Below are 18,313 nucleotides of genomic sequence, written 5' to 3' on the forward strand. Positions count from 1 at the left end.
TGTTGTATGAATTAATTAATATAGAACGTGTTTAGCTATACTTTAGTTCATTGCGTAGGCTCTATTACTATTTGATGTATTAATTCTTGCGGCAATAAAGGCGTATGCTTGCCCTCTACGTAATCACTAAACCCCGCTCTGTAAAATTCAGAAAGGGGATGCCCCGATTGCCCACCAGGAATAGCCATAATTGCATGTTCTAAATGCCCAGGTTGAGCAATAAAGCGCTGAGATGCGCCAAAACTACGCCCTTGTACGGCGGGCATGTAGCTATCACCAAAACCCGCTGCTGTGGGCATATTGAGTAACTTAGCAAGTAACGGCATTTGCTTTGCAAACGGATGCTCTATCACTAGCTTATTTACCTTGCCCCACTGCCAGCTTTGTACGTTATTGCCAAACTGCTCAGTAAGCTTAGTGATAGTTTGGTTAAATGCACCGTGTAATTGTGCATCCCAGCTTTTAAATTGCGGGTTTATCCACGTATCGGGTTTGTTATTAATAAGCTGCCACACTGCGGGCTCTAAATCTCGTTTTACGTATTTAAGCGTGCCTTGCTGTTTATTTAATTCGTCTTCCATATTACTAAATAAAATATTAATCACTTCATCGCGATAGCGCTTAACTAAGGTATACCCTATGGAGGTTGAACACGCACATTGCTGCCAATTTTCGAGCGCTGTTATATATTGCTGATTTTTGGTTTGATCTGTTTTTAATTGCTTTAATAGCAATGCATGCCAAGGCATTAAAAAGCGAGCTTGATTATCGAGCTGTAGTGCGTAGAAGTCGCTCTCTGCAAATGTTTGTTTTTCAAATAGTCTATCGCGAATTTGACTCGAACGTGCACCGAGTGCATAGCCACCATTACCAAAACGCGCGTTATCCTCAGCCGATACCACTCGAGAATTACCAGTCCATAATCGCCCACTTTGTGGGTTTTTTACAAAGGGCCGTTGTAATTCGTTTTGCTGCCAAAGTACTGAGTAGTCGTCGGCATTTACACCAAGTTCGCTCGGCGTTTTACGAGCCGGTATACCGCCCATGTTTTTCCACGCTGCGCTACCTAGGCTATCTACCACCATTAAATTTTGCACCGGAATGCCCACATCGCTAGCAACAGCAAGTGCATCATCTACATTTTTGGCTTGCTCTAATTTTAATAACTGCATATTAACGGCATAAGGTTGATGTGCAGCCCAGCTCAACGCATAAGGTTTTTCGTTAATGTATTTTACAGGGCCATATTCACTGAGTATTAATGAGTAGTTTTCGACCTCCCCATCGGGTAATGCAATCGACTCATCAACTTGCCATGTTTTACTGTCGTCATTTAAAGCAATCCAATCGGCAGTATCTAAATAGCCATTCGTAAATCCCCATGCAATATTATTGTTTGTGCCCACTACAATTGCTGGTGCTCCGGGTAGCGACACGCCAGTTACCTGGGTAGGCGCTCCATTTTGCATGTAATTTAATTGTGCCCTGTACCAAATAACCGGCACAGCCATCGATAAATGCATATCATCCGACACCATTCCAGCACCTGTTTTAGTCAACACTCCGGTAACCGCCCAGTTATTACTGCCGCGTTCTTGGTTGGCTCCAATGCTTTTAACTGCGTGTTGTGTTTGAGTTGGTAAAGTAGGTATGTCGGCGCTATAAGGCGTTAATTTGCTGCCATCAAGTGCGGCTTGGTACTTACTTGGTTGCGTTAAAAAATCAACCATTTGCTTTGTGTACGCTTGCTCAATTTGAATGAGTGCTTGGTCGCGCTCAAATGTGGCGCTTTGTAAATCAAGGTACATGCTAAATATCACGAGTAGGCTGTCTTCACTTTGCCATGCCTTTTGTGTTGCACCTGTTAGTAAATATTCAAAGCTTGAATATCCTACTTGCGCTAAGCCTTCGTTTACACCTTGCGCATAAATTTTAAGTAATTGCTTATCTGCCTCTGGCAGCGTTTGTAAAATAATTTTGCTGCGTTTACGCAATTGATGAAAACGCATTTTTTTATCGAGCCCCAGCGCTGCTTCGCCAAATAACTCACTTAACTCACCTGCGGCATTACGCCTTAGTAAATCCATTTGAAAAAATCGGTCTTGCCCATGCGCATAACCTAAACCATAGGCAGCGTCGTTTCGGCTATTTGCGTTTATAACCGCTTGCCCTAATGCATCGCGCGAAATTTTTACAGGCTCTACTACCGCGTTACTACGCCCGTTACCATCAAGGGCTGGTAAACTTAAGCTAAGTACGCCATAAACAACGGCGGTACTCGCCAACCCTAAAATAACAGTCAATAGCAGTAACCATTTGATTAATTTAAACATCGACCTTTCCTTTGATAATTTTCATCAAGCGTTGAGAGCATATAATAACCACAGTTTTATTAAATAATAATGTTCTTGCTCGCAAAGGGTGAAATAAACATCAAAATCCACGATAATGTCAGCTCCACACATCGTGCAGAACTAGTTGAGATCAATATGACTGAAAAAACATTTATCAAAGGTAAAGACCGCGACCTAGAATCGTCAATCTCTACCATGCAAAACAAGCTTAAAGCCCTAAACATTAATGTTGAAGAAGCGCTTTGGCTTAACCCTGTAGCTAACTGTTATTCGGTTCATATAAAAGACAGCGACTGCGGTGTTATGTTTACCAATGGTAAAGGCGCAACCGACAAAGCCTCTATTGCTTCAGCACTCGGTGAATACTTTGAACGCTTAAGCTGTAACTACTTTTTTGCAGACTTTTATCTAGGTGAAGAGTTTGCCAATGGTGAGTTTACTCATTACCCAACTGAAAAATGGTTTGAAGTTGAAGGCGATGAAGTACCACAAGGTATTATGGATGAGAGCTTATGGGATTATTTTGACCCAGAGCGTGAGCTGAACGCATCACACCTTTTTGATTTTAACTCAGGCAATGATGATCGTGGCATTTGTACCCTGCCCTACACTCGCCAACGCGATAACCAAGATGTATACATTCCAGTAAACGTTATAGGTAACATTTTTGTATCTAACGGTATGAGCGCAGGCAACACGAAATTTGAAGCGCGCGTACAAGGTTTATCAGAAGTATTTGAACGCGCTATTAAAAACCGCATCATCGCCGAAGGTATTTGTTTACCAATCGTGCCTGAAGATGTTGTTAAGCAATATCCTAAAATTCACGAAGCGTGTGAAGAACTTCGCAGTCATGGTTTTCATCTGCGCATTGCCGATGCATCACTTGGTGGCAAATACCCTGTAATGAGCGTAACGCTTATTAACCCAACAGATGGTTCTGTATTTGCTTCTTTTGGTGCTCACCCATCATTTGAAGTTGCGCTTGAGCGTACCGTTACCGAATTATTACAAGGTCGTCGTCTTGATCAACTAGATGTATTCCAACCTGCTACCTTTGATAACGACGAAGTAGCAACGCCTGAAAACATTGAACTGCACTTTATTGATTCAAGCGGTTTGATTTCGCATGATTTCTTCCGTGCAAAAGCTGACTTTGAATTTGTACACTGGGACTTTAGCGGCACAACTGAGCAAGAATATAACTTCTGTACTGACCTAATTCACAGCATGGATCACGATATCTACATCATGGATTACACGCACCTAAACGTATACGCATGTCGTATTTTAGTACCTGGCATGTCAGACATTTACCCTGTTGATGAGCTTATTTGGCGCAACAACAACGAAGGCGCTAAATTCCGTGAAACATTCCTATCGCTTGATCAGTACGATGCAGAGCAATGGATGGAAATTTACGACAGCCTTGAAGAAGCAGGCCACAGCGATATTATCCGCGCCGCAGAATTTATTGGCTTAGCAACTGATGCCGACACACCATGGCACACACTGCGTATTGGTGAACTTAAAGCGCACCTATGTTTAGCCGCAGGCAGCGAAGAAGCCATTGATTGGGTTGACTGGATACTTCATACAGGCCAAGTAAACGAAGAGGCAATGCGCCACTTCCGCTGCTTAAAAGCAGTTCTTGAAATAAAATACGATGACGAGCGCGAATACGCAGATTACCAAGATGCCCTAGGCTTAATGTTTGGCGCTAATAACGTAACGCTTGCTATTGAAATTGCCGAAGGTGAAAAGCAGTTTAACGGTTTAACTTTCCCTGGCTTATCGCTTAAAGGCTTTAAAAAGCATGCGGCATTACTTGATGGTTACCGCAAGTTACACGTAGCAAAGCAAAATCATTGGGCACGTGAAGTTAGCGATAGCTAAACTACTAATTATAAAAATAAAATGGCGCATATTGATCGGCGCCATTTTCATTTGTGTAATAAATTAGCTATAGTTGAATTGCCTAAATTAACACCACGATGTAGCTAATGTCGCCACCGACTAACAGTAAAACAAATGTCCATAACTTTAAGCTTGCCTTTTGGTTATCGCTGACGCTAACAATCTTAGTCGGTGTTGTACTTGATAATATTAACTATAACCGTGTTAAAGATGCCTACCGCCTACAAATCCTGTCAGAAGTCAGTACCTATCGCGCTCAACTCGAGTCCACTTTAGTTTCTAATATTCAATTAGTACGTGGTTTAGCCGTTGCAGTTGCCGCAGAGCCTAATTTAAAACAAGAACGCTTTGAACAAATTGCCGCTCCTTTGTTCAATACATCAAATGAACTACGTAATATTGGCGGCGCACCCAATATGATTATCCAGATGACTTACCCTTTAAAAGGAAACGAAAAAGCAATCGGCCTTAATTTTTTAGCTAATAAAAATCAACGTGCAGATGCGATTAGAGCACGCGATACGAACACGATCATTATGGCGGGGCCATTAACATTAGTACAAGGCGGCGAAGCATTAATAGCCAGAGTACCTGTGTATACGCCACCTAATCATGAGTTTTGGGGCTTGTTATCAGTGGTACTCGATATTAGCAAGGTTTATGGCAACTCAGGGATTTATGAACTTGAAAAAGAGTACTTAGTTGCAATACAAGGACGCAATGGCTTAGGTAAAAAAGGGGAGTTTTTTTATGGCGATCCACGCATTGTTGAACAAACCCCCCTTGAATTTGCTTTAAACTTTCAAGGCGGGAGTTGGCATTTATATGTTGCACCAAAAGCCGGTTGGAGCCCTCCAAGCTCAGCTATATGGCCTTTACGCTTGGCCGTGATGATTATTTGTGGGTTATTAATTTTAGCATTTATGTTCTTTTTAAAAATGCTTAATCGCCAACAACAAAATGAAAAAATGCTCGAAACAATGAGCGACTTAGCTCAAATAGGTGCATGGTCATTTAACTTAGAGACTAAACAAGTGTATTGGTCCGATATGACCAAAAAATTATTCAAATATCCTCTGCAAACCCAACCTGAATGGCCTAAAGATTTAAGTTACTTTAAAAAAGGCCTAAGCAGAGAAACAATCAAACATTTAATTGAACGTGCCATAAAGCATGGTGAAAGCTACGAAGTTGAGCTAGAAGTCATAACCGCTGAAGGCGAATCTGTTTGGGTGCTTGTAAATGGCGAAGCTGAGCGAAAAAATGGCCGTAGTACGCGTATTTTTGGCTCATTACAAAATATCGACATCCGTAAAAAAATTGAATTAGAAAATAGCAAAACCGCGCTGCACAATGAAATTTTAGCCTCTCTTACCGTTAATAAATTAATCTTAAATGGGCAACTAAGCCAATCAAAAGACATTATTACCCAATCAATCTGCCAAGCATTCGATATTAAACGCGCGAGTATTTGGTTTTTTAATGACGATAAAACTCAACTAAGTCCTTTTGCCATACACAGTACACATGCACCGAGTGATAACATTGACCCTATTTGGCTCAGAAAAAACATTCCCGATTTTTTTAACGCAATAGATCACCTTGCGGTATTTAATGCCCCTAACGTCTTGGAGCACCCAACACTTGCACCAATCAAAAATCACTATTTAATACCATTAGAAATTAAATCAATGTTGTGTGTGATTATTCCCGCAGGCAGTGGGGCAATCGGGGTGGTTTGTGCAGAGCAATGCCAATTAAGACGCTACTGGTCTAAAAACGAAGAAAGCTTTTTAATTGCTGTTGCTGCCTTAATTGGCAGCTTACATTCAAGCCAACAACGAATAGAGACAGAGCAAAAACTAGTAACAGCCAAAGAGGCTGCAGAGCAAGCTGTTGCCGCAAAAAGTGAATTTTTAGCCAGCATGAGTCACGAAATTCGCACTCCAATGAATGGCGTTTTAGGCATGCTCAATATCATAAAACAAACTCAATTAGACCAACAACAAGAGCACCATATTGAGCTTGCGCAATCATCTGCTCAATCATTACTGAATATAATTAATGATATTTTAGATTTTTCAAAAATTGAAGCCGGTAAACTAAACATTGAAAATATGCAATTTAATCTCCCGAGATTGTTAGGAGAAGTCGTTGAATCATTTGCTTTAAAAGTTGAACAAAATAATACCAAACTTATTTTAGATGCGACGCAAATTACAGTCAGTGAAGTAATTAGTGATCCAAACAGATTACGCCAAATTCTAAATAACTTGATTGGTAATGCGGTAAAGTTCACTTTAAATGGCGAAGTAATAATAACCGCAAGAGTTGAGGAAGCAACAAATGGTTCATTCTTACAATGCTCAGTAATCGATACCGGCATTGGCATTGACTCTAAAAAACAAAGTTCATTATTTGAATCATTTACACAAGCAGACGCATCGACTACGCGTCAGTTTGGTGGCACAGGGTTAGGCCTTGCGATAGTTAAACAGCTTTGTGAACTTATGGGTGGCGAAGTGAGTGTAACTAGCGTTAAAGGCCAAGGCAGTACATTTTCTTTCACAATAGAGATACAACCTAGATTAAGTAAAGAGCAAGACTTACCAAGTCATTTAATTAAAAACAAACATATTTTAATTATTGATGAGTGCTACTTAAATGCTAATACAGCAAATAAACAGCTCATTATCTGGGGAGCAAACGTTGAATGCATAAATAATTACCAGCAAGTTTTTGATTATTTACACACGGTAATAAATGGTCCTGAAGCAATTTTAATTGATTATTACTTTTTTGAAAAAGCGCCTCAATCACATATAGCCTCGCTTAAAAAATTTATAACGATGCAAAGTTGTAAACTAATTATTATGGCGCCAATGAGCTATTCCCAAGAAGATTCAAAGTTAGAAATGGATTTTGATTGCATGATTTTCAAACCGCTTACCCCTTCTGACTTGTTTGATTCACTCACCAACGATAAATATATTGAGCAGCAACAGCATCAAGCACAATTAGAGAACAAATTAACGAAAGCGCTAATGCCTGATTCATCAGCACCACAACTATTATTAGTGGAGGATAATAAAATAAACCAAGTCGTTACCTCTGCTTTATTAAAGCAGATGGGAGTAATTTTTGATATTGCCGAAAATGGGGTTGAGGCAATAAAAAAACTGACGACAAAGCAAGGCGAACCTTATAAGCTCATTTTAATGGATTGCCAAATGCCAGAAATGGATGGCTATCAAGCAACACACGCAATTAGAAAAGGCGATGCTGGCAATCATAATAAAAAGATTACGATAATAGCCTTAACCGCAAATGCGATGCAGGGTGATAAAGAAAAATGCTTAACTGCGGGAATGGATGACTATTTAAGTAAACCGCTAGATTTAGCCGTTCTGAAACCCAAACTTCAGCAATGGCTTGGTACTCAATAAAAGTGTAAGCTAATAAAATGTGCCCACTCATTTAAGATTATTTATGCAGTTATCAGCAAATCAACAACGTATTATTGGTTGTTTATTAGAAAAACAAAGTACAACACCAGAGCATTATCCACTGTCTTTAAATGGGCTAACGAATGCGTGTAATCAAAAATCTAATCGCGATCCTGTTTTAAATCTTACAGAAAATGATGTACAAAATGCACTTGATGAACTAATAGAAATGCGTTTGGTTACAATAGATGAAGGGCTTTCTGGTCGCGTAAATAAATACGATCACCGCTTTTGTAATACCGAGTTTAGTAATCTGCAATTTTCTATGCAGCAGCGTGCGATAATTTGTTTATTACTTTTACGTGGTGCACAGACCCCTGGGGAATTAAGAACCCGCAGTAATAGGCTCGCCGATTTTAGTAACGTAAACGAAGTAGAAAACGCGTTAAATGAACTTATAAAAAATGATTACGTAAATAAACTAGACCGTGAGCCTGGTAAACGTGATAGTCGTTACGTACATTTATTTGGTGATCAAGCATCGAACTTAACAACTAATGAGACAATACGAAAAGTTGATACGCTTAAAAATAATGAATTAGACGAGCTACTTGCAGAAATAGACGAATTAAAAGCAGAGCTTCGTCAAATAAAAGATCATTTAGGGCTTTAACTAAAATACGCTAAATCACATAATAAATTTATTGCGTATAAACTGATTTAACAATAAGGAGCTGGCAATGCGCGCCGAAATTATGGCTGAAATGAAGGTTCAGCCAACGATTGATGTAAATGCTGAAATAACTCGTCGAGTTGGTTTTATTAAAACACGTTTAGTAGCAGCTTACTCACGATCGTTAGTACTTGGGATTAGCGGCGGTGTTGACTCATCAACCTGTGGCCGTTTATGCCAATTAGCCGTAAACGAACTGAATAAAGAACAAAACACTAACAAGTACCAATTTATAGCAGTACGCCTACCTTATGGCGTACAAGCCGATGAAGACGAAGCGCAAATGGCGGTTGATTTTATTCAACCAAGCAAACGTATGACGGTAAATGTTCAGCCAGCAGCCGATGCACTTCATGAGCAAGCTATAGCGGCTGTAATTGGCTGTGGTGAAACACTCCCCGATCAAGCGCAAATCGACTTTATTAAAGGCAATGTTAAAGCACGCCAACGTATGGTTGCTCAGTACGAAATTGCAGGTTTTTGCCAAGGCTTAGTCGTAGGTACTGATCACAGTGCTGAAAATATTACTGGTTTTTATACAAAATTTGGTGACGGTGCATGCGATTTAGCGCCGCTTTTTGGTTTATCTAAACGTCAGGTGCGTGCACTTGCAACAGCGTTGGATGCACCTGATTTGTTGGTTAATAAAGCCCCAACTGCTGATTTAGAAAGTGATCGCCCTGGACTTACAGATGAAGAGGCTCTTGGTTTAAGTTATGAGCAAATTGATGACTTTTTAGAAGGTAAATCAATATCTGAAGATGTTGAAGAAAAGCTTGTTAGCATCTATCAGCGAACGCAACATAAACGTCAACCGATTCCGACAATTTACGATTAATGTTCAACTAATAAAATAAAGCAATTAGCGCTCGGTGAGATTAATTGCTTTTTTGATCGACAGATCAAGAGACTGCGTATATTTTATTAAATTAACACGCTAATATTTATTAATTACCCGCCAAAGAGAACACTGCATTATATGACATCGCCCATTTTAATTACCGGCGCAGGCCAACGTATTGGTTTAGCGCTAGCTCAGCATTATATAGCCCAAGGACAAGACGTTATAATTACATACCGTACTCGCCATGATGCGGTTGATAAACTCGAGCAGCAAGGTGTGGTGTGTATTTATGCTGACTTTAGTACCGATGCAGGAATTAATACATTTATAGAGACGCTTAATACATGCACGCGGTCATTACGCGCAATTGTGCATAATGCATCAAGCTGGGATTGTGAGGCGAATAATCCTGACTACGCCGCACTGTTTGACAACATGATGCGTATACACGCTAAAACACCGTATTTAATTAATATGATGTGCACAGAGCTTCTTTTAACGCACCAAAAGGTAACGGGGACTCCGGCCGATATCATTCACCTTACTGACTACGTAGTTGAAACAGGCAGCCCTAAGCATTTAGCTTACGCGGCAAGTAAAGCAGCCCTTGAAAACCTAACTAAATCGTTCAGCGCTAAATATGCGCCAAATATAAAAGTAAACTCGGTGGCTCCCTCACTCATTATTTTTAATGAGCATGACGATGAGCAATACCGTGTAAAAACCCTAAAAAAATCATTAATGGGCATTGAACCAGGATGCCAAGAAATTATCAATAGCATTGATTTACTGCTGCAAAGCCATTACATCACCGGGCGCTCTTTGCCTATTGATGGTGGTCGTCACTTAAAGTAAATAAGCTAAATAAAATGAGATATTTATGCATAATGAATTAAAAGAAAGTTACCAAAAAATAATCACCGCAGTAGGCGAAGACGCTAACCGCGAAGGTTTACTTGATACGCCAAAGCGCGCAGCAAAAGCAATGGAGTATTTAACCCAAGGATATCGCCAAACGCTTGATGAGATAACCAATAAAGCGGTGTTTACGTCTGATGCTGACGATATGGTTTTAGTGCAAGATATAGAGCTGTACTCTATGTGTGAGCATCATTTGCTGCCTTTTATTGGCCGTTGCCATATTGCTTACATCCCAAACGGTAAAGTGTTAGGTTTATCTAAATTTGCCCGTATTGTTGATATGTTTTCACGCCGTTTTCAAATTCAAGAACAACTAACGCATCAAATCGCTAAAGCAGTTGAAGAAGTTACTGGCGCTAAAGGTGTCGGTGTAATTGTTGAAGCAAAGCACATGTGTATGATGATGCGTGGTGTAGAAAAACAAAATTCAAGTATGCGAACGTCAGTAATGTTAGGTAACTTTAGAAGTGATCCTAAAACGCGTAACGAATTTTTGCAGCTTATAAAGGGTTAACCTATGGCTAATGCAATTATTAACGTTACTAATTTACGCCTACGTACTTTTATCGGCTTTAATCAAGAAGAACGTGAAAAAAAGCAAGACGTAGTGATAAACTTAGAGATCCACTACCCTGCAGATGATGCCTGTAAAAACGATGAAGTAGAGCAAGCACTTAATTATAAAGTGATCACAAAAGAAGTAATTAGTTTAGTAGAGCAAGGACACTTTTTATTGCTGGAAAAATTAGTTGCCGAAATTCTTGCTGTTTGCCATACCCACCCAAGTGTTCACTACGCAAAAGCCCGTGTTGATAAACCACATGCATTGCGTTTTGCTGATTCAGTATCGCTTACGCTTGATTGGGCGAAGTAACTTTTGTATCTAAATGAGTTTTTCGAATCCAACGGCAAGGGCGATAACCGCTAAATAGCGCGCGCCTTTGCCTAGTGTTACTAATAATAAAAAAAGACTAAATCGTACTTTAAATATGCCTCCGATCACCGTTAGCGGGTCTCCTACAATCGGTAACCAAGCAAATAATAAACTATAGACACCGTATTTATTAAATTGCTTTTGTGCGCTTTCAAGGCCACTTTCAGACACCGGAAACCACTTTTTATCTTTAAATCGCAGTACCTGCGTACCCAACCAATAATTAACGCAACTCCCGAGTACATTGCCAAATGTTGCTACGCACCACATAAGCCATAAATTAACTTCACCTTGAGTAACCATCCCCACCATGATCACCTCAGAAGAGCTGGGCAGCAGTGTGGCAGATATAAATGCGCTAATAAATAACGTGAGATACAACATAATGCCCTTCTGGCTAAACGTAAAAACCCAGCCTATAGCTGGGTTTATAATACCAATTTTATTAAAAACATGATCATTCTAGCGTATTAAATAACTCACTAACTACGTTAAAAATTATTTATAGAGAACAACTATGTATCATAATTTTAGCCTTGTTATTGCGCTATTTTCTTATCGCTATAATAGATCACTAATTTAATGCAATTGGTATAAAAATAAACTGTATGTTTATTTTATCAAATTTAAACTAAACGGATAGTTAAACTCTTTACCTTCGTTGGCTTTAATACTTGCCATTACAACCATTACAAACCCAAAAATTGCCACTAAAGGTAGTAATATTAAACCTATCACCGCAAATATTAGTACAAAACAAACAAGGTAGGCAATTGCCATAGTTATCTGAAAGTTAAGTGCTTTTTTGCCATGTACGTCAACAATGGGCATTTCATCTTTTTTAATTAACCAAACAATTAATGGCCCAATTATTGAGCCAAACGGCACAATAAACCCTGCTAATGCACTTAAATGACATAGCATAGCCCATGTACGGTCATCTTTATTAACTGGTTTAACCTCTTGATTTTCTTCCACAACACGCTCCTTTTTGTTTTATGTATGTTGCCTCTTAACTAAACAAATGTCTACTAATCAACCAACGTATTTACCTTTAAAAATCACAGCGTGAAATCTTGTGATAAAAAAGTGATAAGTTTGTGAGAGTTTCTTGAGACGGTTATTCAATACTTAGCTCGAATCATCACTTACAGGAAATAATAATGAAAGCTTCAACATTAACAATTGCAACCCTTTTAGCGGCAGCTAGCCAATCGACTATGGCCGCAGAGTTAGACTTAAAAGTCACGAACTTAACCCAAGGTATACACTTTACACCCGTACTTATAACCGCTCACGATAGTGAAGATAAGCTTTTTGAAGTTGCAACAGAGGCCTCTACCGCATTGCAAACTATGGCAGAAGGCGGAAACATAGCTCAATTAGTTGCACAAGCAACAGCTGCGGGAAGCGATATGGCAGCAAATCCAGCTGAAGGCCTACTTGCCCCAACCGCGTCAGCAATGACAACACTTACTACAGCTGATGGTAATGAGTATTTATCTTTAGCTGCAATGATGCTGCCAACTAATGATGGCTTCGTTGGCCTAGATAGCTGGAAAATACCAACTGAAGCTGGCACATATACTGTTTATCTAAACGCATATGACGCAGGCACAGAACAAAATAATGAACTTGTAGTAGTTGGCTCTGGCGCACCTGGCACGCCTGGTATCCCGGCAGCACCAGGTGGCAATGCAGGCACTGGTGGCGCGGGTTTAACAAGTACTGATAGCAATATTAACATTCATATTCACCCTGGTAATTTGGGAGATGACGATCTAGCTGCTGGCAAGAGTGATTTAAGTAACACCGTGCATAGATGGTTAAACCCTGTAGCAAAACTAACCGTTACGGTTAAGTAGGAGCGCTATTATGTCATCTTTTCGAAATATCAAAAAAAGCGCTGTAGTACTCGCGTTTGTATCAACTCTTTCAGCGTGTGGTGATAACGATAACAATACGCCTGAACAAATCGTTACACCAACACCAACCCCGACTCCTGTTAGCTATACATTTAGTGTTACCGTAAGTAACTTAACTGCTGGTCAGCCTTTCTCGCCCATTGCTGTAGTTGCACATCATGACGGTACACTATGGCAAATTGGTAGTCCTGCATCAGTTGCACTAGAAACAATGGCTGAAGGTGGTGATAACAGCCAACTTCTAGCATTTGAAAAAGGTATTGCCAATGCATCAAGCGAAGGCCCTGTTGGGCCTGGCGCAAACACGACAGTCACAATCACTACCGACACAGTAGAAGTACTCAAATTATCGCTTGCCACAATGATGGTGAATACAAATGATGGGTTTACCGGTCTTAGTGCTATAGATGTATCTGCATTAGCTGTTGGTGATTCAATTATGCGCACCACGGTTGCTTATGATGCAGGTACAGAAGCAAATACAGAAGCAGCTGGTACATTACCGGGTCCTGTAGATAATGGCGAAGGCTTTAACGAAGCGCGCAATGATGTTGATTTTGTAGCAAGGCACCCTGGTGTAGTTACCAATGAAGACGGTCTATCAAGTTCAGTACTAAGCCCTGAACACAAGTTTGATAATCCATTGGCAAAAGTTGTCATTACCCGAACTCAGTAATCCATATTAACGGCATTTAAGCGTTAATTTACCAGCTTGTAATGGGGAAGTAAGGGAGCATGGATGCCCCCCTTTTTACGAGGATTAACTATGCGCCATGAAAAACTACTTATTGTGGAAGACGATAGAGAAATAGGAAAACTAATTACCACCCAGCTAACGTCATTGAACCTACATGTTGATCATGTTGTTAGTGCAGAGCTTGCTTTAAAAAAAATAGCCAAGCATCCCTACGGACTTATTTTACTCGACATAAACTTACCGCAAATGGATGGCTTAAGCTTGTGCCGAAAAATAAAAGAACATTACCCAACTACCTCCGTAATTTTACTTACCGCGCTTAGCAGTGATATGGATAGAGTTATTGGCCTTGAAATGGGCGCCGACGACTATATTTGCAAACCCTTTTTTGCCCGTGAATTACAAGCCAGAGTTAAAACTCAGCTACGCCACAGAGCGCAACTACTCGCTAGTCAAAATAATGATAACTTCCCCGTCGATAGTGAGCAAACACTAACTGTGGGTTCTCTGCATATTGAATTTAGCTCACACCAAGTGTATTTAGCCGAACAAGCACTTAATCTCACCGCCACGGAATTTGATTTACTGGTTTATTTTGCGCACCACCCAAATCATGTTTTTAGTCGTCAGCAATTACTCGATAAAGTATGGGGTTATCAGCACAGTGGTTACGAGCACACTGTAAATTCCCACATAAACCGCTTACGCGCCAAATTAGAAGCGCATCAACAAGCGCCGATTATAGAAACTGTTTGGGGTGTTGGTTACAAGCTAAACCCAAGCCAACTTAATTAAGATCTTTATTATGAAACTATCTTTGTATCAAAAATTAGCGGTCTCGTTAGTGGTGATTTTTTGCTTTATTTGCGCACTCGTTTACAGCTGGAGCAAACAGTTAGAACTTACCTCTAAACATCACGCTGAACAAAACCTGCATTTAGCGTTAGCTGAACATTTAGTGCAAGATAATCCACTAATAAAAGAAGGCGTGTACGATTATAAGGCGCTAGAAAACCTCTTTCATACTTTAATGTTATTAGGCCCTGCGTTTGAATTTTATTTTGTAGACGAGACCGGAAAGATTCTTACTTACTCGGCAAAGCCTGGCAAAGTTAAGCGTACTCATATAAATTTGGCTCCACTAAAAAAATTAATCCAAGACCCTAAAGCAGCGCCAATATATGGTGATAATCCACGTAATAAAGAACAACAAAAAATATTTTCCGCCGCGCCTGTTTTTAATAACGATAAATTACAAGGTTACTTATATGTAATTATTGGTGGCGAAGCTTACGATACCTCCTTAAGCACTATAAAAAACAATGACAAACTATGGCTCGCCGCATTATGGCTTGGATCTGCATTAATATTTTTACTCATTGCTATGCTAATCTTATTGCGCTTTTTTACCAATCCAATTCAGCGCTTAGCCCGTGATGTGAGTAATATTGAAGCAGCTAACTACAGCCTTACCGATACAAAGCTCAGTCACTTCTCAACGCAGAAAAGTAATGAAGTACACAGCTTAGGTCGCAGTATCCAAGCCATGCTTACCCGTATTAATGAGCAGTTTAAAGCACTAGAACAGGGCGATAAACAACGCAAAGAGCTATTAACTCATTTATCACACGACTTACGTACACCACTTGCATCACTGCAAGGATTTTTAGAAGTATTAAACCAATCAGGCGACCAATTAAGCCAAAAGGAGCAACAAGAGTACTTACACGTCTCGCTTAATAATTGTGGACAATTAAAGCTATTAATAGAGCAAATATTTGAACTTTCTCACTTAGAAAATGGTGAAATAAATATCAACAAAGAAACCTTTAATTTAGGCGAACTCATTTATGATTGTATTGCAAAATTTAGTTTAGCCGTTGATAAAAAAGGTATTAGTTTATCGGTAGAGCCCGCAATTTGTGATTTCCCGGTTATAGCAGACATAGCAAAACTAGAGCGTGTATTAAGTAATTTAATCGATAACGCTATTAGGCATACACCTCGTGGCGGCAGCATTGCAGTACATGTAAAACGCAGTGACGATAATCAGCTATTTGTGCATGTATCAGACACAGGCGTAGGCATAAAAGAAGATGAGCTGAATGCTATTTTTGACCCGCACTATCAGGCAAGTAACTCAAATAAAGAGGGGCGTCAGCAAGGTGGTTTAGGATTGGCTATTTGTAGAGGATTATTAAAATTAATGGATAGCGAAATTAACGTACAAAGTGAAATAGGTAAAGGCACTATGTTTAGCTTTAACCTGCCACAAAAAAAGGTGCTTCCTTAAAAAGCACCTTATTAAGTTAAATCTATTTAAATATAAAGATTAACTACTTTTTAATACCCGCTAAATCAAGCATAAATGCATAATTTAGCGCGGTATCTTCTAAGCGTTTGAAGCGACCCGATGCACCACCGTGCCCTGCTTCCATATCTATTTTAAACAGTAACTTATTATCATCCGTTTTATAGTCACGCAGCTTAGCAACCCATTTTGCAGGCTCAAAGTATTGCACTTGTGAATCGTGCAAGCCTGTCGTTACCAGCATATTAGGATACGCTTGTTTCGATACTTGGTCATATGGCGAGTAAGACAGCATGTAATCGTAATATGCTTTTTCGTTCGGATTACCCCATTCTCCATATTCATTAGTAGTAAGCGGAATGCTCGCATCAAGCATAGTTGTTACTACATCTACAAACGGCACAGCCGCAACCATGCCCTTATAAAGCTCAGGTGCTTGGTTTGCTACTGCGCCCATTAATAAGCCACCGGCACTACCACCTAACGCAAATATTTCATCTTTTGCGCCATACTTTTGAGAAACTAATGCTTTAGTTATGTCAACAAAGTCGTTAAACGTATTCTTTTTAGTTAGTAACTTACCATCTTCGTACCAAGGACGGCCTAACATTTGTGAGCCGCGAACATGAGCAATAGCAAATACAAAGCCACGGTCTAATAAGCTCAAGCGTGAACTAGAAAACGTTGGATCCATTGTTGCGCCATATGAACCATAACCATATTGCAACAATGGGTTTGTGCCATCTTTTTTAAACGCGTCGTTACGATAAACTAAACTTACTGGTACTTTAATGCCATCGCGTGCTGTTACAAAAATACGCTCTGAGGCATAGTTATCAGCATTAAAGTCACCCAATACAGCTTGTTGTTTAAGTAATGTTTTATCGCCTGTAGCTAAGTTCACATCGTACGATGAAGCTGGCGTCGTCATGCTTGTGTAGTAAACACGTAACGTATCGCTATCTAAATCGTTATTACCATAAGCGCCAATAGTATAAGCACTGTCATTAAAGCTTAATGGGAGCTCTTTGCCTGTTTTTAAATTACGCGCAATCAATTTTGACTGACCCATTTCACGCTCTTGGTAAACTAAGTAGTCATTAAATAAATCAATGCCTTCGAGTTTGATATCATCGCGCGCTGGGATCACACTTTGCCAGTTAGCTTTGTCGCCTGCTTTATTAATATCGACTTTCATCAACTGAAAGTTAACGGCATTTAAATTAGTGACAATATAATAAGCGTTTCCTAATTTCGATATTTCATATTCCAGGCCCGCTTCGCGCTCAATTAAATGCTTAGGCATTGCTTTTGTATCATTCGCACTCAATACCGATACACCAGATGCGTCAGTACTGCTGTGCCAAATATAAATCTCTGAGCCATCTTTACTTTTGCTAATACCCATGTAGTAACTGGTATCTGTCTCTTCGTAGATTAGCTCGTCATCCGCTTGCGGTGTGCCTAACGTATGACGATAGACTTGGTAGCCTAGCAAAGTTTGTAAGTCTTTTTTAATATAGTAAATCGTTTTATTATCGTTTGCCCACACAACGCCACCATTGGTGCCCTCAAGAGTGTCTTCAAGTAATTTACCGGTTGTTAAATCTTTTATTTTTACACTATAAACACGGCGACTAACAGTGTCTTCCCCATACGCCATTAAATTGCCATTAGGGCTTACATCTAGCCCACTCACAGCATAATAGTCGTGATCTTTAGCCAATTCGTTTACATCTAAAATCACCTGTTGATCAGTGCCGGCAAAATCACTACTACGCAAGTAAGTCGCATACTCGTTATCACCACGGGTTTGCGATGAGTAAAAATAATCACCGGTTTTAACTGGTACTGAGTCGTCATCTTTTTGGATTCGACCTTTTAGCTCTTCAAATAGTGTCGCTTGTAACGTCTTGGTATGTGCAAGCATCGCCTCTGTATACGTATTCTCAGCCTCTAAATAGTTAATGACATCTGGCGCTTTACGTTCGTCATCTCGCAGCCAGTAATAATCATCTATACGCGTATCACCATGAATTGTCATTTCATGTGGTACTTTTTTAGCAATAGGCGCAACAACTTGAGCTACCTGGGTTGCTTTAACGTGTGTATTATTTTTTTGAGTATCTTCAGGGGCTTGATTACAACCACTTAAAATAGCAAGCGATAGTGCAGCAAGTGCAAAAGGAGTGCGCTTCATCAGTTAAAGTCCTTGTTATATTTATTTTTTA

Annotated in this window: 15 protein-coding genes; 11 read left to right on the forward strand and 4 right to left on the reverse strand. The window is 39.8% G+C overall.

The annotated features are described in order from the left end of the window. Window positions 1-47 precede the first annotated feature (47 nt). Window positions 48-2,333: a penicillin acylase family protein gene (locus ACJJVZ_RS19645; protein ID WP_405602944.1), complete on the reverse strand. Its 2,286-nt coding sequence runs from the start codon at window positions 2,331-2,333 to the stop codon at window positions 48-50. Window positions 2,334-2,489: 156 nt separating this feature from the next. Between ACJJVZ_RS19645 and ycaO the strand changes: the two genes are divergently transcribed. The 7 genes from ycaO to folX all read left to right on the forward strand — a co-directional run bounded on the left by ycaO (window position 2,490) and on the right by folX (window position 11,089). Beyond that, window positions 2,490-4,250 carry a 30S ribosomal protein S12 methylthiotransferase accessory factor YcaO gene (gene ycaO / locus ACJJVZ_RS19650; protein WP_182702290.1) on the forward strand — a complete coding sequence of 587 codons (1,761 nt, stop codon included), beginning with the start codon at window positions 2,490-2,492 and terminating at the stop codon, window positions 4,248-4,250. Window positions 4,251-4,357: 107 nt separating this feature from the next. Next, entirely contained in the window at window positions 4,358-7,717 is a 3,360-nt protein-coding gene (locus ACJJVZ_RS19655) for an ATP-binding protein (RefSeq protein ID WP_405602947.1), read from the forward strand. Window positions 7,718-7,760: 43 nt separating this feature from the next. After that, entirely contained in the window at window positions 7,761-8,390 is a 630-nt protein-coding gene (locus tag ACJJVZ_RS19660) for a YceH family protein (RefSeq protein ID WP_077536593.1), read from the forward strand. A gap of 67 nt (window positions 8,391-8,457) precedes the next feature. Next, complete coding sequence (gene nadE, locus ACJJVZ_RS19665) at window positions 8,458-9,288, forward strand: ammonia-dependent NAD(+) synthetase (protein WP_405602948.1); 831 nt, start codon at window positions 8,458-8,460, stop codon at window positions 9,286-9,288. 141 nt (window positions 9,289-9,429) lie between these two features. After that, window positions 9,430-10,149: a dihydromonapterin reductase gene (gene folM, locus ACJJVZ_RS19670; RefSeq protein ID WP_405602950.1), complete on the forward strand. Its 720-nt coding sequence runs from the start codon at window positions 9,430-9,432 to the stop codon at window positions 10,147-10,149. Between the two features lie 25 nt (window positions 10,150-10,174). Further along, on the forward strand, window positions 10,175-10,729 hold the full coding sequence (gene folE / locus ACJJVZ_RS19675) for a GTP cyclohydrolase I FolE (protein WP_007377310.1): 555 nt from the start codon (window positions 10,175-10,177) through the stop codon (window positions 10,727-10,729). Window positions 10,730-10,732: 3 nt separating this feature from the next. Then, window positions 10,733-11,089, forward strand: a complete 357-nt coding sequence (gene folX / locus ACJJVZ_RS19680) for a dihydroneopterin triphosphate 2'-epimerase (protein ID WP_077536589.1) — start codon at window positions 10,733-10,735, stop codon at window positions 11,087-11,089. A 9-nt stretch (window positions 11,090-11,098) separates the two neighbouring features. On the opposite strand, the gene ACJJVZ_RS19685 is transcribed toward folX, so the two are convergent. Both ACJJVZ_RS19685 and ACJJVZ_RS19690 read right to left on the reverse strand, forming a co-directional pair. Next, window positions 11,099-11,533 carry a YqaA family protein gene (locus tag ACJJVZ_RS19685; RefSeq protein ID WP_193155067.1) on the reverse strand — a complete coding sequence of 145 codons (435 nt, stop codon included), beginning with the start codon at window positions 11,531-11,533 and terminating at the stop codon, window positions 11,099-11,101. Window positions 11,534-11,761: 228 nt separating this feature from the next. Next, window positions 11,762-12,127, reverse strand: a complete 366-nt coding sequence (locus tag ACJJVZ_RS19690) for a DUF4870 domain-containing protein (protein ID WP_182702295.1) — start codon at window positions 12,125-12,127, stop codon at window positions 11,762-11,764. Window positions 12,128-12,312: 185 nt separating this feature from the next. Here ACJJVZ_RS19690 and ACJJVZ_RS19695 point away from each other — a divergent pair, with 185 nt between their 5' ends. The 4 genes from ACJJVZ_RS19695 (at window position 12,313) to ACJJVZ_RS19710 (ending at window position 16,064) form a co-directional block, all read left to right on the forward strand. Continuing rightward, a complete protein-coding gene (locus ACJJVZ_RS19695; RefSeq protein ID WP_405602953.1) occupies window positions 12,313-13,014 on the forward strand; it encodes a spondin domain-containing protein in 702 nt (233 codons plus the stop codon). 10 nt (window positions 13,015-13,024) lie between these two features. Then, window positions 13,025-13,750 (forward strand): spondin domain-containing protein, encoded by a 726-nt coding sequence (locus ACJJVZ_RS19700; RefSeq protein ID WP_405602955.1) that lies wholly within the window; start codon window positions 13,025-13,027, stop codon window positions 13,748-13,750. A gap of 90 nt (window positions 13,751-13,840) precedes the next feature. Continuing rightward, a complete protein-coding gene (locus tag ACJJVZ_RS19705) occupies window positions 13,841-14,566 on the forward strand; it encodes a response regulator transcription factor (protein WP_138584876.1) in 726 nt (241 codons plus the stop codon). A 10-nt stretch (window positions 14,567-14,576) separates the two neighbouring features. Beyond that, the gene (locus ACJJVZ_RS19710) at window positions 14,577-16,064 is read left to right on the forward strand and encodes a cell wall metabolism sensor histidine kinase WalK (RefSeq protein ID WP_193155065.1); all 1,488 of its coding nucleotides are present in this window, start codon (window positions 14,577-14,579) and stop codon (window positions 16,062-16,064) included. Window positions 16,065-16,107: 43 nt separating this feature from the next. Here ACJJVZ_RS19710 and ACJJVZ_RS19715 read toward each other — a convergent pair whose 3' ends face one another. After that, complete coding sequence (locus ACJJVZ_RS19715; RefSeq protein WP_405602957.1) at window positions 16,108-18,282, reverse strand: S9 family peptidase; 2,175 nt, start codon at window positions 18,280-18,282, stop codon at window positions 16,108-16,110. Window positions 18,283-18,313: the final 31 nt, after the last annotated feature.

Origin of the sequence: Pseudoalteromonas sp. Ld19, from assembly GCF_045064135.1 — a bacterium.
GTDB lineage: Bacteria > Pseudomonadota > Gammaproteobacteria > Enterobacterales > Alteromonadaceae > Pseudoalteromonas > Pseudoalteromonas aliena.